A 16619-nucleotide genomic window follows, 5' to 3' on the forward strand; every position below is an offset into this window, starting at 1 on the left:
AACAGCATGTCCAAGACCCACCTGTTCGACCTCGACGGCAAGATCGCCTTCGTCTCCGGCGCCAGCCGCGGTATCGGTGAAGCCATCGCCCACCTGCTGGCCCAGCAGGGGGCCCATGTGATCGTCTCCAGCCGCAAGCTCGACGGCTGCCAGCACGTGGCCGAGGCAATCATCGCCGCCGGCGGCAAGGCAACCCCGGTTGCCTGCCACATCGGTGAGCTGGAACAGATCCAGCAGGTGTTCGCCGGCATCCGCGAACAGTTCGGGCGCCTGGACATCCTGGTCAACAACGCCGCCACCAACCCGCAGTTCTGCAACGTGCTGGACACCGACCCGGGGGCGTTCCAGAAGACCGTCGACGTCAACATCCGTGGTTACTTCTTCATGTCGGTGGAAGCCGGCAAGCTGATGCGCGAAGGGGGTGGCGGCAGCATCATCAACGTGGCTTCGATCAATGGCGTGTCGCCGGGGCACTTCCAGGGCATCTATTCGGTGACCAAGGCGGCGGTGATCAACATGACCAAGGTGTTCGCCAAGGAGTGCGCAGCGTTTGGCATTCGCTGCAACGCCCTACTGCCGGGCCTGACCGACACCAAGTTCGCCTCGGCGCTGGTGAAGAACGAAGCGATCCTCAAAACCGCGCTGCAGCAGATTCCACTCAAGCGCGTGGCAGACCCTTCGGAAATGGCCGGGGCGGTGCTGTACCTGGCCAGTGATGCGTCCAGCTATACCACCGGCACGGCGCTCAACGTGGACGGTGGCTACCTGTCCTGAGCGAGGTGGCGCAGGGAACATTGCCAGCCGCCGCGCCGCCCCCTGTAGGAGCGAGCAAAGCTCGCGATGCGCCGTACAAGCGGCGCCCGCTAGGCCGCCGTTACAGGCAGGTCGCCGCTGCAGCCCGGCGCTGCAAGGCCACGCCATCGTTCTTCTGCGCGTAGTAATCCACGTGGGTTCCGCCCGCCTGTGGGTACACGTCGACGAACGACTCGGCCTCGCGGGTATACACCGTCAACCCGCCCTGCTTGCGCGGTTCCAGGTAGCCACTGGCGTCATCGCCGAACACGTCCTCCTTCTGCCAGCTGAACTGAATGCATTGGGCAACCAGCTCCGGCGCCTTGCGCGAATCGAGCTGCGCGGTCGGTTTGCCAGCGCGCGCCGTGTCCATGGCCGCGCTCGCGCAACCAACCAACACCAGCGCCGCAGCCATCGGCAGAATTGCTCGCATGTTCCATCCTCGGGGCAAAAAAAGAACGCGACTCTAGCATTGGCCAGGCACAGCGCGCAGCTGCCAGAGCGCCATTCATCCTTGGCCCGACAAAATATTGCGCGGCAAGGAAACCAAATGGATCGTTTCCAGTCTCAGGATGTGTCCCGTAAACCTTTGCGGATCAAGGACCTATATTGTGAAGACTCGCTTTGCCGGCCTTGCGCTGACTGCCACCGTGCTGCTCCTGTCGGGCTGCTATCACCATCATTACCGTGATGACGGCGGCTGGCGCGATGACGACCGCGGCCATCGTCACCACCACCATGATCGCGACGATGACGATGATCGTCAGTGGCGCGGTGACCGTTACGGGCGCTGAGGCGTCTTTACCCCCCTGACCCGCCGCCCGACCGTGCGGCATTCAACCTGATGACTCCTTCGAGGTTTCTAACATGCGTCTGACTCTACCTTCCCTCGCCCTTGGCCTGCTGCTGTGCCAAGGCGCTTTCGCCGGTGACGGTACCGCCGCCATCGGTGGTGGCCTGGGTGGTGTTCTGGGCAACGTGGTCGGCCAGCAACTCGGTGGCCGCACCGGCGCCGCCATCGGTGCCGGTGTCGGCGGTGCAGCCGGCAGCGCCGTAGGCGCGCGCAAGGGCAACCGCACCGAAGCCGCCATCGGCGGTGGCCTGGGCTCGGCCGGCGGTTCGCTGCTGGGCGGCAGCGTCGGCGGCAAGGCCGGCTCGACCATCGGCGCCGGCCTCGGCGGTGCAGCAGGTGGCGCCATCGGCAACCACCTGGGTGACAGCAACAGCAGCAAGAAGCACCGCCGCCACCGTCACCGCTGACCGATTGCGTACTGCCAGGCCGGCCCCCGCGTGGGCCGGCCTGTTGCATTCGGGCAAAGAAATGTAACAGCTCAATCCTCGGCATCACAGGCAAACGGGGCTAGTCTCAGCCCATGTGATACCGGGCCCCTCTGACGGCTGCCACGCCGTGATGTCGGATCACTGCTGCCACATGCACGGGCAGCCACGTCGATCGATCAGGAGGGGCTCATGACAGCTCTGCAAGCATTTCTCACCACACCGTTTCTCGGCACCAGCACTTGGTTGTGGCTGGTTTTCATGGCGGTCGTCATCGGCTTGCTGGTACTGGACCTGGGCATACTGCACCGCCAGGACCGCGAGATCGAAATGCGCGAGAGCCTGCTGTTGTACTCGGGCTATTTCAGCGTTGGCGTGCTGTTCGGCGTATGGGTCTGGTATCAGCTGGGCGCGCAGTCGGCGCTGGAGTTCTATACCGGTTTCCTGGTCGAGCAGTCGTTGTCGATGGACAACGTGTTCGTGATGGCGATGATTTTCGGCTTCCTTGCCATTCCCCGCCGCTACCAGCACCGTGTGCTGTTCTGGGGCATCCTCGGCGTGGTGATCCTGCGGGCGATCATGATTGGCGTGGGCGCGGCGTTGGTGCAGAACTTTGAATGGGTACTGTATATCTTCGGCGCGTTCCTGCTGTTCACCGGGGTGAAAATGGCCCTGTCCAAGGAAGACAGCCAGCCGGACCTTGCCAACAACCCGATCCTCAAGTTCGTCCGCCGGCACCTGCGGGTCACCGACCAGCTCCATGGCTCGCACTTCTTCGTGCGCCTTACCCCGCCAGGGCAGAGCAAGGCCCTGCGCTATGCCACCCCGCTGTTCCTGGCCCTGGTACTGATCGAACTGGCCGACCTGGTGTTTGCCGTCGACAGCGTGCCGGCGATCTTCGCCATCACCCAGGACCCGTTCATCGTTTATACCTCGAATATCTTCGCCATCCTCGGCCTGCGCTCGCTGTACTTCGCCCTGTCGGCGCTGATGCACCGCTTCGTGTACCTGAAGTATGCGCTGGCGTTGGTGCTGATCTTCATTGGCTGCAAGATCTTCTACCACGGCATGGTCGGCAAGGTGCCGGCGTTGCTGTCGCTGGGGGTGACGTTCGGGTTGTTGCTGGGTGGGGTGGTGGTGTCGCTGATCAGGACGCGTGGGCAGAAAAAGGACGAGCCGCAGTTGAAGGTTTGAGGTTGCCTGTACCGGCCTCTTCGCGGGGCAAGCCCGCTCCTACACCAATCAGGGAACATTGCCAGCCGCCGCGCCGCAAAGCGTGAGTGCCCAAAAATACGATACGCGAACACCGGCGCTTGACCTACACCACAGCCCTGGGCTGCCGATCAAGCGCCCATCTCCAAGCCAGCGCCGCCCCGGTAGGAGCGAGCACAGCTCGCGATGGGGCGCGCAGCGGCCCCAGGGTTTCAGCCTCGCGGCTCATAGTGCTGGGGCTGCTTTGCACCCCATCGCGAGCTGCGCTCGCTCCTACCGGGTCCTGTGGGAGCGGGCTTGTCGAGGCGTCGAACCGCCGCGAAGAGGCCGGCACAGGGTTAATTAAATCACCGCCCGCTGCGCAACATTTCCGCCGGCACATACTTGCCAATCTCGTACTTGCCAATCGCCGCCCGGTGTACCTCGTCCGGCCCATCGGCCAGGCGCAGGGTTCGCTGCATGGCGTACATGTAGGCCAGCGGGAAATCGCCACTGACCCCTGCCCCACCATGAATCTGGATCGCCCGGTCGATCACCTTCAACGCCACGTTCGGTGCCACCACCTTGATCTGCGCAATCTCGCTGCGCGCCACCTTGTTACCCACCGTGTCCATCATGTAGGCCGCTTTCAAGGTCAGCAGGCGCGCCATGTCGATTTCCATGCGCGAGTCGGCAATCTTGTCGACGTTGCCGCCCAGCCGCGCCAGGGGCCGGCCAAAGGCGGTGCGCGCTACCGAGCGCCTGCACATCAATTCCAGCGCCCGCTCGGCCATGCCGACCGAGCGCATGCAATGGTGAATACGGCCAGGCCCCAGGCGCCCCTGGGCAATCTCGAAGCCACGGCCCTCGCCGAGCAACACATTCTCATAGGGCACCCGCACGTTCTCGAACAGCACTTCGGCATGGCCGTGGGGAGCATCGTCATAGCCGAACACGGGCAATGGGCGAACGATCTTCACACCGGGTGCATCGGTGGGCACCAGCACCATCGAATGCTGCTGGTGGCGCGGCGCATCAGGGTTGGACAGGCCCATGAAGATCATCACCTTGCAGCGCGGGTCGCAGGCGCCGGAGGTCCACCACTTGCGGCCGTTGATCACCCATTGGTCGCCGTCGCGCATGGCGGTGGCCGCCATGTTGGTGGCGTCCGAAGAGGCCACGTCCGGTTCGGTCATGGCGAACGCCGAACGGATTTCGCCACGCAGCAGCGGCTCCAGCCACTGGCGCTTCTGCGCCTCGCTACCGTAGCGCACCAGCACCTCCATGTTGCCGGTGTCCGGCGCCGAGCAGTTGAACGGTTCCGGCCCCAGCAGCGAACGGCCCATGATCTCGGCCAGCGGCGCGTACTCCATGTTGTTCAGGCCAGCGCCGTATTCCGACTCGGGCAGAAACAGGTTCCACAGGCCTTCGGCGCGGGCCTTGGCCTTGAGTTCTTCCATGATCGCGGTGGGCTGCCAGCGGTCGCCCTCGGCCACCTGGCGCTCGAACACCGGCTCGGCTGGGTAGACATGGGCGTCCATGAACGCGGTGACGCGCTCGCGCAGCGCCTGAACCTTGGGTGAATAGGCGAAATCCATTGGGGCTACCTTCATGGTTCGGAATAGATGGGCAGAGCCTAGAGCAGCCCACCCCGATCTACCTAGTCTATTTTCCGCGTGTATAAACATTCATAACCGATATATGATCGACCCATAACTCCAACAAAGAGCGGCGCCCATGAACCTCAGCAAGGTCGACCTCAACCTGTTCATCGTGTTTGACGCGATCTACACCGAAGCCAACCTGACCCGCGCCGGGCAGATCGTCGGCATCACCCAGCCGGCCGTCTCCAATGCCCTGTCGCGCCTGCGCGAAACCTTCAACGACCCGCTGTTCGTGCGCACCGCCCAGGGCATGGTGCCCACGCCCATGGCGCAGAACATCATCGGCCCGGTACGCAACGCCCTGGCCCTGCTGCGTACCTCGGTGCAGGAAAGCCGCATCTTCAACCCGCAACAGGCGAACAAAACCTTCCGCATCAGCATGACCGACCTTACCGAGGCGGTGATCCTGCCGCCCCTGTTCCAGCGCCTGCGCCGCCTGGCCCCGGCCGTGCTGATCGAGAGCTTTCTGTGCAAGCGCCGCGAAACCACCAAGGAACTCGCCGCCGGGCGCCTGGACTTCGCCGTCGACGCCCCGCTGAACACCGACCCGCAGGTTCGCCACGTCAAGCTGATGCAGGACCGCTACGTCTGCGCCCTGCGCCAGGGCCACCCCCTGGCCGATGCCAAGCTGACCCTCGACAACTACCTGGGCATGACCCACATCCATATTTCCAGCCGCCGCAATGGCCTGGGCTATGTCGACCTGGCGCTGGGCAAGATGGGCGTGCAGCGCAAGGTTGCCTTGCGCTCCCAGCACTACCTGATGGCTTCGCAGGTGCTGCAGCAGACCGACATGGCGATGACCGTGCCCGAGCGCTTTGCCCGCCGCCACCAATTGCGTTTCCAGCCCCTGCCGGTGGATGTGCCGCCATTGGAAACCCACCTTTACTGGCATGAGAGCACGGACCAAGACCCGGCCAACCGCTGGATGCGCGAGCAGATCATCGAGCTGTGCCAACGGGTGGTTGCCGAAGAGGAACGGGCACTGGAGCCCGCTTGACCCGTCCGGGCGAAGATTTCTATTCCCTGACAACCTAACCTTATAGAAAAATATTCTCGAAAAGGCCGCTGACTACAGCATAAAAGGAAAATCCATTTTCGCCTGAACGGGTAGGCTGGGTGCAACGATTGCCGATTCCAAGGCAACACTGCACGGACTTGCCGCATGCCTAGCGCCCCGCTCTACTTCGACTACGCCGCCACCACCCCGGTCGATGACCGGGTGATCGAAACAATGCTCACCTGCCTTGGCCGCCAGGTGAATTTCGGCAACCCCGCCTCCAGTGGCCATGCCTATGGCCAGGCCGCGCGCGAAGTGGTCGAACTGGCCCGCCAGCAAGTGGCCGACCGCGTGGGTGCAAGCGCCGATGACATCGTCTGGACCTCGGGCGCCACCGAATCCAACAACCTCGCCCTCAAGGGCATCGCCCAGGGCTTCGGCCAACCGGGCCACCTGATTACCAGCCAGCTGGAGCACAAGGCCGTGCTCGACACCGTCAACGAACTGGAGCGCCAAGGCTGGGCCATCACCCGGCTGGCGCCGGATGCCGCGGGCCTGATCCAGCCCTATGCCGTGCAAGCCGCCCTGCGCGCCGACACCCGCCTGGTATCACTGATGGCAGTCAACAACGAGCTGGGCACGGTCACCGATTTCGCCGCCATTGGCGAACGGGTGCGTGCCCATGGCGCCCTGCTGCACGTGGACGCCGCCCAGGCGGTGGGCAAGCTGGCCATTGACCTGCGCGCCCTGGCAGTGGACCTGATGTCGTTCTCGGCGCACAAGGTGTATGGCCCCAAGGGGATCGGCGCCTTGTACGTAGGCCCACGCGCCCGGGCACTGATGCGTGCGCAGATTCACGGTGGCGGCCATGAGCGCGGGCTGCGCTCGGGCACCTTGCCCAGCCACCAGATCGTCGGCATGGGCAGTGCCTTTGCCTTGGCCGGCGAACCCGGCGACCACGAACACCAGCGCCTGCAGCAGCTTGCCAAACGGCTGCGCAGCGGGTTGCTGGCACTGCCTGGGGTGAGCCTCAATGGTTGCGCCGAGCAACGCATTCCCCACACCTTGAACCTGCGGGTCGACACGCCCGGGTTCAACAGCGCGGCACTGGCCAGTGAGTTGGCGCTGTCCACCACCTCGGCGTGCAATTCGGCAAGCAATGCAGCCTCCCACGTGCTGCTGGCCCTGGGCCTGGATGATCAGCAAGCGCGCAAGAGCGTACGGGTGAGCATCGGGCGCTTCACCAACGAAGCGGAAATCGACCACGCCATCGAAGTGTTCCGCCGCACCCTGGCCTCTGCATCGCCGGCGTTGTGGTAAGCGCCCGACGATTCCCTGTAGGAGCGAGCGCAGCTCGCGATAGGCTGCAAAGCAGCCCGGGCGTTGTGAGCCGTGAAGCTGAAACGCTGGGGCCGCTACGCGCCCCATCGCGAGCTGCGCTCGCTCCTACCAGGGCGGCGCAGGCCAGGAGTTGGATGCCTGATCAGCAAGCCAGGGGCCCCGTCACATTTGAAGCTGCCTCGTAGCTCGGGACAGCTAGCTTGAACCCATCCATAATGTGCGTTAAATCTGAATTTTCTTTAGCTAAGTTATCGGATCACTCACGCATGATAAAAAAAATGCCCTTGCACCAAGTCAGTGATTTCGACCTGAGGCTGCTGCGCGTCTTCAAGACCGTGGCCGAATGCGGCAGTTTTTCTGGGGCCGAGAGTGTGCTTGGCATTACCCGCTCGGCCATCAGCCTGCACATGGGCGACCTGGAAAAGCGCTTGGGCATGCGCCTGTGCCAACGGGGCCGGGCCGGCTTTGCCCTGACCGATGAGGGCCGCGAAGTGCTGCGCGCCAGCGAAACCGTGCTGGTGGCCATCGAAGGCTTTCGCAGTGAAGTGAACCAGATGCACCAGCAACTGCGCGGCGACCTTAACGTGGCCATCGTCAACAACCTGGTCACCCAGCCGAAAATGCGCATCACCCACGCGCTCAAGGCGGTGCGCGCCGAGGGCAGCGGCGTGCGTATCAACCTCAGCATGAGCACCCCCGGCGAGATCGAGCGCGGCCTGCTCGACGGCCGCCTGCACGTCGGCGCCGTGCCGTTGATAACGCCCCTGTCAGGCCTGGACTACAGCCTGCTGTACGAGGAACGCTCCAACCTCTACTGCAGCCACGACCACCCGCTTTTCGCCAGCGCCGCGACGGTCACCGACGCGCAACTGGCCCAGGCGGATGCGGTCATCCCCGTGTACCGCATGACCGCCGAAGCGATTGGCCTGCACCAGTTGCTGAACTTCGCCGCCTCCGCCACCGACCGCGAAGGCATTGCGTTTCTGATTCTCACCGGCAGTTACATCGGCTTCTTGCCCGACCATTACGCCGCCACCTGGGTCGACAAGGGCTTGATGGCCCCCCTGGACCCCAGCCGCCTGTACTTCGACTCGAAGCTGGCTGTCGCCACCCGCAAGGGCCGCCGGCAGAACCTGATTCTCGAACGCTTCATCGAGGCGCTGCAGTTGACCGGCACCGCCGCGTAGCCCCACTTCCCCACCACACCCCCGCCAACGCCCTCGATCACCGGCAATGTGATCGAGGGCGTTTTTGCTTCAAAAAATTATTGAGGCCGTGTTGACAGCTGGCGGGAAATCGAAATAGCCTGAATGCATCGCTGCACACAATGCAGCACTCATAAAAACACAGCGTTCGTTTTTCGCTTGCTCTTCTGTCTACAAGAACAACTCACCGGAGAGATTTGGAAATGGCACGGCTTACTTCACGCAATATCGGCCGCCTCGCCGGCCTTGGCGCGGCGCTCTGGCTCATGCAGCCGCTCGCCCAAGCCGACACCGCCCATTGGCAGGCTGTGCAGCAGGCTGGCGTGCTGCGCTGCGGCGCAGCGGTCGCGGCGCCCTACGTTATGCGCGACCCCGCCACCGGCCAGTACAGCGGGTTCTTCGTCGACCTGTGCCGCGACTTCGCCGAGCAGGTGCTGAAGGTCAAGGCACAGTTCGTCGACACCAGTTGGGACAACCAGGTAGCCGGGCTGCAGAGCGGTAAATGGGACATGGCAATGGCGCTGAACAACACCCCGGAGCGGGCCAAGGCAGTGGCCTTCTCGGTCCCCGCCACCGACTACCAGATCTCGTTGCTGGTCAACCGCAAGAACCCCAAGTTCAGCGCTGCCGGCAACAACCTGGGTGACTACGACAAGCCCGGCGTGACCATCGCCGTGATCTCCGGCACGGCCGCCGACAAGGCGGTGACCGCAGCGGTGAAGAACGCCACCCTCATGCGCCTGCCAGGCTCGGATGAAACGCGCATGGCGCTGATGTCCAAACGCGCCGACATCCTCGCCGACGCCAACGACACCAACCACCTGTTCGCCATGGCCAATGCCTGGGCCAACGAGGTGCTGCCGGTGCCGGCCCTGGCCAAGCAAGGCGTGTCCTTCGCCCTGCCCCTGCAAACGCCCGCCGACGACATGGCCGAACTCGACGCCTACCTGACGCAGCAACGCGAAAGCGGTGAGATCGACAAGTTGGTGGACAAAGCCTCCGCCCAGATCCTTGCGGGCAACAAGGCCCCGTAATTCCTTGACGCGGCGAGGGCCCCGGCCAGGGCGCCCTCGCGGAGAGAACTGCTATGACGACTCCCCAACGGGTGGCTTCCCAGCCACAGGCTTCGCTCATCCCGAACATTGGCCAGGGCGGCGGCTTCATCCAGCTTCAAAACGTGCGCAAGGCTTACTCAGAACAGCTGGTGGTGATGGACGGCATGAGCCTGGACATGCGCGCCGACGACCGCCTGGTGATCATCGGCCCGTCCGGCAGCGGCAAGAGTTCACTGCTGCGCGTGCTGATGGGCCTTGAGGGCATCCAGGGCGGCAGCATCCAGTTCCAGGGCAAGGCGTACATCGACGGGGCGCGCAAGCAAGGCAAGCCCCTGGATGAACACCTGCACAAGCAGATCGGCATGGTGTTTCAGCACTACACCCTGTTTCCCCACCTGTCGGTGCTCGGCAACCTGATCCTGGCACCGGTCAAGGTGCACGGCCTGAGCAAGGCCCAGGCCACCGAAAAAGCCCGGGCCTACCTCGCCCGCCTGGGCCTGGAAAGCAAGCTCAACGCTTACCCCAGCCAACTCTCCGGTGGCCAGAAGCAGCGCGTGGCGATTGCCCGGGCGCTGATGCTGGAGCCACGCCTGATGCTGTTCGACGAAGTGACCTCGGCACTGGACCCGGAAATGGTCATCGAGGTGCAGAACGTGATGCTGCAGCTGGCCGAGCAGAAGATGGCCATGATCATCGTCACCCACGACATGCACTTCGCCCGCCATATCGCCACCCGTGTGGTGTTCTGCGCCAACGGCAAGGTGGTCGAGCAAGGCCCACCCGAACAGCTCTTCACCCAGCCTCGCGAAGCCCGCACCCGCGAGTTTCTCGAAAAGGTCGTGCAGTTCGATTGAGGGCTTGGCCATGACGTACCAATTCGACTTCCACTTTCTAAGCGGCACCCTGCCGGCGCTGCTCGACGGGCTGAAGGTCACCCTTGAGCTGGCGCTGGTCGCGAACCTGATCGGCCTGGCCTGTGGCTTTGTGCTGTGCCTGATGACCTTGAACCGCTGGTTCTTCGTGCGCTGGCCGGCGCAGCTGTTCATCGAGTTCTTCCGCTGCACCCCGGCGCTGCTGCAAATCATCTGGTTCTTCTATTGCGTGCCGATGCTGTTCGACGTGTTCATCGACCCCATCGCCATGGGCTTCCTGGCCTTGGGGCTGAACCTGACGGCGTTCAACGCCGAGGCCTACCGGGCCGGTGTTCAGGCGGTTCCGCGCGAGCACCTGGATGCCTCGATCGCCCTGGGCCTGAAAAGCTGGCAGCGCACGCTGTACGTGATTTTGCCGCAATCGCTGCGCAGTGCCCTGCCCGTGCTGATTACCAACGGCATCGGCACCCTGCAACAGAGCGCGCTGGTGGCCATCGTGGCGGTGGCCGACCTGATGTACGTCGGCAAAAGCCTGGCCACCGAAGCCTACCGCCCCCTTGAAACCTACACCCTGATCGCCCTGGTCTACTTCGCCCTGTCGCTGCCGGTTGCGCAGCTGGTGCAGTGGTTCGAGCGGCGCCAGGAACTGGCCGGCCAGCGCTGAGGAGCCCACCATGCCACTCGATTTCTCGGTTGTTCTGGCGTACTGGCCAGTGCTGCTCAAAGGCCTGCTGCTGACCTTGGCGTTCACCGGCGCCTGTGCCCTGCTGGGCAGCCTGCTGGGCTTCGCCGTCAGCATGCTGCGCCAAGTGAAGACCCCGCTGCTGCGCCTGCCGCTGACCCTCTACGTAGAGTTTTTCCGCGGCACACCGCTGCTGATTCAGCTTTTCTGGGTGTTCTTCTGCTTCCCGGTGGTGTTCGGGCTGGACATCCCACCTTATGTGTCGGTGTTGATCGCCCTGACCCTGTTCATGGGCGCGATCACCAGCGAAACCTTCCGCGGCGCGCTGAAATCGATTGCCAGTGAACAGCACGATGCGTGCACGGCGCTGGGCCTGACGTCGAAGGTCAAGGTGCTCTACGTGATCTTCCCCCAGGCCCTTCTGCGTGCTGTACCACCGCTGCTGTCGAACATAGTCAGTTTGTTCAAAGAGAGCGCGCTGATCTCTTCAGTCGGTGTCGCCGACCTGATGTTTGTCGGACAAAACATTTCCAACAGCACCGCGCGCCCGGTCGAGTTCCTCTCGGCAGTCGCGGTGATTTATTTCCTCGTGGCCTTCCCACTGACCCGCTTGGTCGGTGTGGTCGAAGGGCGCTTGCTGCGCCGCTACGCCTATTGAAACGACCTGACCGGTCTTAATCACTGAAAAAACCACTCGGAGAATCATCATGAAACTGAACGGCATCCTGCCTGCTCTGGTTACCCCATTCGACGCCGCTGGCAAGGTCGACCACGACACCCTGGCCGCGATCCTGGAGCATCAACTCAAAGCCGGTGTCAGCGGCTTCGTACCCCTGGGCTCCACCGGTGAGTACTACGCCCTGGCCAACGACGAACGCCGCCAGATCCTGGCCACCGTGAAAGAAGTGGTGGGCGATCGCGGCACTCTGATCGCCGGCGCCAACGGCTCGTGCACCCGCGAAGTGCTGGAGCAAATCAAGCAAACCGTCGATGCCGGCTACACCAACCTGCTGATCGCCCCGCCTTACTACGCCCTGCCGTCCCAGGAAGAGTTGCTGGCCCACTACAACACCATTCTCGAAACCTTCCCCGAAATCAACGTGGTGCTCTACAACTACCCTATCCGTACCAACGTCGAAGTGGGCATGGATGTGATCGCCGCTCTGCACCAGCACCCACGGGTGATCGGCATCAAGGAAAGCAGCGGCAACCTGTTGCGCGCCATCGAAATCGGTGAAAAATACAAAGGCATCCAGCTGTCCTGCGGTTCCGACGACCAGGCCCTGGACTTCTACCTGTGGGGCGCCGACAGCTGGATCTGCGGCCCGGCCAACATCTTCCCGGAGAAGGTCGTGGCCTTCCACAAGGCCTTCACCAGCGGCGACATCCGTGGCGCCCAGCAGATCATGCGCAGCCTGTTCCCGGCCATGGCCAACCTGGAAAGCGGCAAGTTCGTGCAAAAGGTCAAGTACGGCGCAGAGCTGGCCGGCTTCAAGGTCGGCAATGCCCGCGCCCCGCTGCTGCCACTGACCGATGAAGAAAAAACCGAGTTCCGCAAGGCGTTCGAAGCAACCCAGCAGTAATGCTCCACGGGGCCGCCAGGCGGCCCCCTCGCACCTTTATTGATACGAGATAGACCCATGAACACCCCACAATCGTCATCGCAGAACGCCGTAGTCATCGGCGGCGGTATCGTCGGTGTGTGCTGCGCGCTGTACCTGCAGCGCGAAGGCCACAAGGTCACGCTGGTCGACCCCGCCGCACCGGGCGACAGTACCGCCAAGTGGAGTTGCGGTCAGATGGCGGTCAGTGAGGTCATCCCGCTGTCCAAGCCTGGCATTCTGATGAAGATCCCAGGCTGGTTGCTGGACCAGAAAGGCCCCCTGGCCCTGCGCCCGAGCGCGCTGCCAGGCATCCTGCCCTGGTTCCTGCGCTTCTTGGCCTGCGCCCGCGCCTCGAAGATCCATGAGATTGCCCAGGACATGGCCCGCCTGACCGAGCACGTCTACGCCGACTACGCCCCCTTGCTCGATGCCTGCCCCGACAAGACCCTGCTGGGGGACCGGCCGATCCTCGAAGTGTTCGATTCGCCCACAGGCCTCGCCCATGAACGCCCGCACCTTGAGCTGCGCAAGCAACTGGGCTTCAAGGCAGAAGAACTCGACGGCGCCGCCATTGGCGACCTCGAACCCGCACTGGCCGGCAAATTCCAGCATGGCCTGATGTTCCCTGACTGGCGCGCCGTCAGCGACACCGAAGGCTTTATCGCGGCGCTCACCGAGAGCTTCGTCCACCTAGGCGGCACTCGCCTGCGCCAAAGCGCCGTGAAGATCGACGAGAACCATGACCGTGCCAGCGGTGTAACCCTGGCCGACGGCACCCGGCTGCCAGCCGACCACGTGGTGGTCGCTGCAGGCACCGGTGCACGTTCGTTCTTCGACAGCCTCGGGGTGAACATCCCGCTGGCGGGCATTGCCGGCTACCAGGCGGTATTGCCGCAGCCCGGCGTGGAAATCCGCCATTCGGTGATCTACGCCGACGGCGGCTTCTGCTTCGCCCCGATGACCCGCGGCCTGCAGATCGGCGGCACCATTGAGTTCGCCGCCCCAGGCGCCGAGCCGAATTTCAAGCGCGCCGAAATCATCATGGAAAAGGCCCGCCGCGTGCTGCCCCAACTCAACACCCAGGGGATGACGTTCGGTGTCGGTTACCGGCCGTTCCTGCCGGACACCAAGCCGGTCATCGACCGCTCGCCCCGCCTGAACAACGTCATCATGGCCTTCGGCCACGGCCAGCTCGGCCTGACCCTGGGCGCCACCACCGGCCGCCTGGTGGCCGACCTGGTCGCACAGCGCACACCCGCACAAAGCCTGACCGCATTCAGCGCCCGTCGCTTCGCCCTTATTGGAGGTACAGCATGAACCGCTACGACCAGTTCTACATCAACGGCCAATGGGTCAGCCCGATCAATGGCGGCAGCTTCGATTCCTTCGACCCCAGCGACGAGCGCCTGATTGCCACAGTGGCATCAGGTTGCGCCGAAGACGTCGACGTAGCAGTCAAAGCGGCCCGCGCCGCCTTCGACGAGGGCCCTTGGCCACGCCTGAGTGGCGCTGAACGTGGCGCCTACCTGCGCAAGATTGCCGACGGCATCCGTGCCCGCCAGGAAGAACTGGCCGAGATTGAAGTGCGCGACAACGGCAAGCCGTTCCCGGAAGCCATGTGGGACATCGGTGATACCGCTGGCTGCTTCGAATACTACGCCTACCTGGCCGAGGAACTGGACCGCAATCGCGAGAAGGATGTAACCCTGTCCGATGACCGTTTCAGCTCCATCGCCCGCAAGGAGCCGATTGGCGTTGCCGGGGCCATCGTGCCATGGAACTTCCCGATGCTGATGGCTTCGTGGAAGATCGCCCCGGCATTGGCGGCAGGTTGCAGCATCATCCTCAAGCCCGCCGAGCAAACCTCGCTGACCGCCCTGGAACTGGCACGCATTGCCGACGAAGCCGGCCTGCCTGCCGGGGTGCTGAACATCGTCACCGGCCCAGGCTCCAAGGTCGGCGCAGCGCTGACCGCGCACCCTGGCGTGGACAAGCTGGCCTTCACCGGCAGCGTGCCGGTGGGCAGCCGCATCATGCAAGCCGCCGCCCAGGACATCAAGAACGTCACGCTGGAGCTGGGCGGCAAGTCGCCCTTCGTGATCTTCGCCGACAGCGACATCGAGCAGGCCGTCGAGTGGATCATGTTCGGCATCTTCTGGAACAAAGGTGAAGTGTGCTCGGCCACCTCCCGCGTGCTGGTCGAGCGTTCGGCCTATGAGCCGCTGCTCAAGCGCCTGGCCGAGGAAACCCGTAAAATCAAGATCGGCAACGGCATGGAAGAAGGCGTGCTGCTCGGCCCGCTGGTCAACCGCAGCCAGTACGACGGCACCCTGCAGGCCATCTCCCGTGGCCTGGAAGCCGGCGCGCGGCTGGTGTGCGGCGGCGAGCGCCCGGCGCACCTGGACAAAGGCTTCTACCTGCAACCCACCGTGTTCGCCGACGTACCCGAAGACAGCTGGATCTGGAACGAGGAAATCTTCGGCCCAGTGGTGTGCATCCGCCCGTTCGATACAGAGGAAGAGGCCATCAAGTCCGCCAACAACTCGCGCTTCGGCCTGGGTGCAGCGGTCATGTCCAGGGACCTGGAACGCTGCGAGCGCGTTGCGCGCAAGTTCCGCGCGGGTATCGTCTGGATCAACTGCTCCCAGCCAACCTTCACCGAAGCGCCGTGGGGCGGCTACAAAACCAGCGGCATTGGCCGCGAGCTGGGCGAATGGGGCCTGAACAACTACCTGGAAACCAAGCAGATCACCCGCTACGACAGCGAACAGCCTTGGGGCTGGTACATCAAGTGAGGTAACACCCATGCGTTGGAAACAGACGCTTCAGCTGGCTGAAGTGCACTGCGAAGGCGAGATCGGCAAGGTCATCACCGGGGGCGTTCTTGGCGTTCCCGGTGCCACCATGCTCGACAAGATGAACTACATCAACGAGGTGGACGACAGCCTGCGTCGCCTGGTGACGCTGGAGCCTCGGGGCTGCCTGCAGATGTCGGTCAACCTGTTGCTGCCGCCAACCCGCCCTGAAGCCCATGCCGGTTTCATCGTACTGCAGGCCGACAAGGCCCACCCGATGTCCGGCAGCAACTGCATCTGCGTGGTCACCGCGCTGCTGGAGTTGGGCATGGTGCCGATGCAGGAGCCGGAAACCACGGTGGTGCTGGACACTCCGGCCGGCCTGGTCACCGCGCGCGCCCAGTGCGCCGACGGGCGCTGCCTGAGCGTTTCGCTGGACATGGTGCCCGCCTTCGTCGAGCACCTGGACCTGGCCATCGAAACCGAAGCGTTCGGCACGATCAACATCGATGTGGCCTTTGGCGGCGTCTACTATGCCTTGATTGACGTCGAACAGACGGGCCTGTCGATCGCCCCGGAAAATGCCCGCGCCCTGGCCGATGCCGGCGTTGCATTGAAGGATGTGATCAATTGCCAGTTGAACATCCAGCACCCGCTGCTGCCTTCGGTCAACGAAGTGGCGTATGTGATGTTCCGCAACCGTCTGGACGATCGCACCTACCAAACCTGCACCACCCTGCCACCGGGGCGGGTCGATCGCTCCCCCTGCGGCACTGGCAGCTCGGCCAACCTGGCCACCTTGGCCGCACGTGGCAAGGTGCAGGCCGGTGACCAGCTGGTGTCGCGCTCGACCATCGGCGGGCAGTTCCAAGTGGAATTGCTGGGCCACACCGAGGTCGCCGGCAAGCCGGCGGTACTGCCACGGGTGACCGGGCGCGCCTGGCTTTACGGCCTGCAGCAACTGGGCGTGGACCCGCACGACCCACTCGCGGCAGGCTTCATGCTCAGCGACACCTGGGGCGTGGGCTGAAGCGCTGACGCGCCCCCCGCTGCGCCCGGCGAATGCCGGGCGCAGTTGCCTGCTTTGCAACCAGAAGCTCCCGGTGCCTGGATGACGCCCGTTTGACCAGGCGCCACGCC

Annotated in this window: 17 protein-coding genes; 15 read left to right on the forward strand and 2 right to left on the reverse strand. The window is 63.9% G+C overall.

Going from position 1 to position 16619, the window contains the following annotated elements; translation table 11 throughout:
- Positions 1 to 6: 6 nt before the first annotated feature.
- The gene (locus tag F3J45_RS17240) at positions 7 to 774 is read left to right on the forward strand and encodes an SDR family oxidoreductase (protein WP_167065117.1); all 768 of its coding nucleotides are present in this window, start codon (positions 7 to 9) and stop codon (positions 772 to 774) included.
- Between the two features lie 100 nt (positions 775 to 874).
- On the opposite strand, the gene F3J45_RS17245 is transcribed toward F3J45_RS17240, so the two are convergent.
- On the reverse strand, positions 875 to 1225 hold the full coding sequence (locus tag F3J45_RS17245) for a hypothetical protein (protein ID WP_167065120.1): 351 nt from the start codon (positions 1223 to 1225) through the stop codon (positions 875 to 877).
- Positions 1226 to 1403: 178 nt separating this feature from the next.
- Here F3J45_RS17245 and F3J45_RS17250 point away from each other — a divergent pair, with 178 nt between their 5' ends.
- The 3 genes from F3J45_RS17250 (at position 1404) to F3J45_RS17260 (ending at position 3264) form a co-directional block, all read left to right on the forward strand.
- Positions 1404 to 1586 carry a hypothetical protein gene (locus F3J45_RS17250; protein ID WP_205300564.1) on the forward strand — a complete coding sequence of 61 codons (183 nt, stop codon included), beginning with the start codon at positions 1404 to 1406 and terminating at the stop codon, positions 1584 to 1586.
- Positions 1587 to 1659: 73 nt separating this feature from the next.
- Positions 1660 to 2052: a glycine zipper domain-containing protein gene (locus tag F3J45_RS17255; RefSeq protein WP_167065123.1), complete on the forward strand. Its 393-nt coding sequence runs from the start codon at positions 1660 to 1662 to the stop codon at positions 2050 to 2052.
- A gap of 210 nt (positions 2053 to 2262) precedes the next feature.
- Complete coding sequence (locus F3J45_RS17260) at positions 2263 to 3264, forward strand: TerC family protein (RefSeq protein WP_167065126.1); 1002 nt, start codon at positions 2263 to 2265, stop codon at positions 3262 to 3264.
- A gap of 365 nt (positions 3265 to 3629) precedes the next feature.
- On the opposite strand, the gene F3J45_RS17265 is transcribed toward F3J45_RS17260, so the two are convergent.
- On the reverse strand, positions 3630 to 4859 hold the full coding sequence (locus F3J45_RS17265; RefSeq protein ID WP_167065129.1) for an acyl-CoA dehydrogenase: 1230 nt from the start codon (positions 4857 to 4859) through the stop codon (positions 3630 to 3632).
- 139 nt (positions 4860 to 4998) lie between these two features.
- Between F3J45_RS17265 and F3J45_RS17270 the strand changes: the two genes are divergently transcribed.
- From F3J45_RS17270 to F3J45_RS17320, 11 genes are all read left to right on the forward strand, one after another.
- Entirely contained in the window at positions 4999 to 5925 is a 927-nt protein-coding gene (locus tag F3J45_RS17270) for a LysR family transcriptional regulator (RefSeq protein ID WP_167065132.1), read from the forward strand.
- Positions 5926 to 6090: 165 nt separating this feature from the next.
- The gene (locus tag F3J45_RS17275; RefSeq protein ID WP_167065135.1) at positions 6091 to 7245 is read left to right on the forward strand and encodes a cysteine desulfurase family protein; all 1155 of its coding nucleotides are present in this window, start codon (positions 6091 to 6093) and stop codon (positions 7243 to 7245) included.
- Positions 7246 to 7544: 299 nt separating this feature from the next.
- Positions 7545 to 8453, forward strand: coding sequence for a LysR family transcriptional regulator (locus F3J45_RS17280; RefSeq protein ID WP_240158328.1), 909 nt, complete (start codon positions 7545 to 7547; stop codon positions 8451 to 8453).
- A 221-nt stretch (positions 8454 to 8674) separates the two neighbouring features.
- The gene (locus tag F3J45_RS17285; protein WP_167065141.1) at positions 8675 to 9505 is read left to right on the forward strand and encodes a transporter substrate-binding domain-containing protein; all 831 of its coding nucleotides are present in this window, start codon (positions 8675 to 8677) and stop codon (positions 9503 to 9505) included.
- 176 nt (positions 9506 to 9681) lie between these two features.
- On the forward strand, positions 9682 to 10380 hold the full coding sequence (locus tag F3J45_RS17290) for an amino acid ABC transporter ATP-binding protein (RefSeq protein ID WP_240164640.1): 699 nt from the start codon (positions 9682 to 9684) through the stop codon (positions 10378 to 10380).
- Between the two features lie 10 nt (positions 10381 to 10390).
- On the forward strand, positions 10391 to 11062 hold the full coding sequence (locus F3J45_RS17295; RefSeq protein ID WP_167065147.1) for an amino acid ABC transporter permease: 672 nt from the start codon (positions 10391 to 10393) through the stop codon (positions 11060 to 11062).
- 10 nt (positions 11063 to 11072) lie between these two features.
- On the forward strand, positions 11073 to 11738 hold the full coding sequence (locus tag F3J45_RS17300; RefSeq protein WP_167065150.1) for an amino acid ABC transporter permease: 666 nt from the start codon (positions 11073 to 11075) through the stop codon (positions 11736 to 11738).
- Between the two features lie 49 nt (positions 11739 to 11787).
- A complete protein-coding gene (locus F3J45_RS17305; protein WP_167065153.1) occupies positions 11788 to 12663 on the forward strand; it encodes a dihydrodipicolinate synthase family protein in 876 nt (291 codons plus the stop codon).
- Between the two features lie 57 nt (positions 12664 to 12720).
- Entirely contained in the window at positions 12721 to 14001 is a 1281-nt protein-coding gene (locus F3J45_RS17310; protein ID WP_167065156.1) for an FAD-binding oxidoreductase, read from the forward strand.
- Positions 13998 to 15479 (forward strand): aldehyde dehydrogenase family protein, encoded by a 1482-nt coding sequence (locus tag F3J45_RS17315; RefSeq protein ID WP_167065159.1) that lies wholly within the window; start codon positions 13998 to 14000, stop codon positions 15477 to 15479. The genes F3J45_RS17310 and F3J45_RS17315 overlap by 4 nt, the downstream gene beginning before the upstream one ends.
- 10 nt (positions 15480 to 15489) lie before the next feature.
- The gene (locus F3J45_RS17320; RefSeq protein ID WP_167065162.1) at positions 15490 to 16509 is read left to right on the forward strand and encodes a proline racemase family protein; all 1020 of its coding nucleotides are present in this window, start codon (positions 15490 to 15492) and stop codon (positions 16507 to 16509) included.
- The last annotated feature ends 110 nt before the right edge of the window (positions 16510 to 16619 follow it).

It is taken from the genome of Pantoea sp. Ap-967 (assembly GCF_011752565.1).
In the GTDB taxonomy this organism is placed as follows: Bacteria; Pseudomonadota; Gammaproteobacteria; order Pseudomonadales; family Pseudomonadaceae; genus Aquipseudomonas.

Coding starts and splice junctions, on each gene's coding strand:
- F3J45_RS17295 (WP_167065147.1), top strand. CDS start 10,391: ATGACGTACCAATTCGACTTCCACTTTCTAAGCGGCACCCTGCCGGCG.
- F3J45_RS17240 (WP_167065117.1), top strand. CDS start 7: ATGTCCAAGACCCACCTGTTCGACCTCGACGGCAAGATCGCCTTCGTC.
- F3J45_RS17265 (WP_167065129.1), bottom strand. CDS start 4,859: ATGGATTTCGCCTATTCACCCAAGGTTCAGGCGCTGCGCGAGCGCGTC.
- F3J45_RS17280 (WP_240158328.1), top strand. CDS start 7,545: ATGCCCTTGCACCAAGTCAGTGATTTCGACCTGAGGCTGCTGCGCGTC.
- F3J45_RS17245 (WP_167065120.1), bottom strand. CDS start 1,225: ATGCGAGCAATTCTGCCGATGGCTGCGGCGCTGGTGTTGGTTGGTTGC.
- F3J45_RS17300 (WP_167065150.1), top strand. CDS start 11,073: ATGCCACTCGATTTCTCGGTTGTTCTGGCGTACTGGCCAGTGCTGCTC.
- F3J45_RS17320 (WP_167065162.1), top strand. CDS start 15,490: ATGCGTTGGAAACAGACGCTTCAGCTGGCTGAAGTGCACTGCGAAGGC.
- F3J45_RS17255 (WP_167065123.1), top strand. CDS start 1,660: ATGCGTCTGACTCTACCTTCCCTCGCCCTTGGCCTGCTGCTGTGCCAA.
- F3J45_RS17270 (WP_167065132.1), top strand. CDS start 4,999: ATGAACCTCAGCAAGGTCGACCTCAACCTGTTCATCGTGTTTGACGCG.
- F3J45_RS17285 (WP_167065141.1), top strand. CDS start 8,675: ATGGCACGGCTTACTTCACGCAATATCGGCCGCCTCGCCGGCCTTGGC.
- F3J45_RS17275 (WP_167065135.1), top strand. CDS start 6,091: ATGCCTAGCGCCCCGCTCTACTTCGACTACGCCGCCACCACCCCGGTC.
- F3J45_RS17315 (WP_167065159.1), top strand. CDS start 13,998: ATGAACCGCTACGACCAGTTCTACATCAACGGCCAATGGGTCAGCCCG.
- F3J45_RS17310 (WP_167065156.1), top strand. CDS start 12,721: ATGAACACCCCACAATCGTCATCGCAGAACGCCGTAGTCATCGGCGGC.
- F3J45_RS17305 (WP_167065153.1), top strand. CDS start 11,788: ATGAAACTGAACGGCATCCTGCCTGCTCTGGTTACCCCATTCGACGCC.
- F3J45_RS17290 (WP_240164640.1), top strand. CDS start 9,682: ATGGACGGCATGAGCCTGGACATGCGCGCCGACGACCGCCTGGTGATC.
- F3J45_RS17260 (WP_167065126.1), top strand. CDS start 2,263: ATGACAGCTCTGCAAGCATTTCTCACCACACCGTTTCTCGGCACCAGC.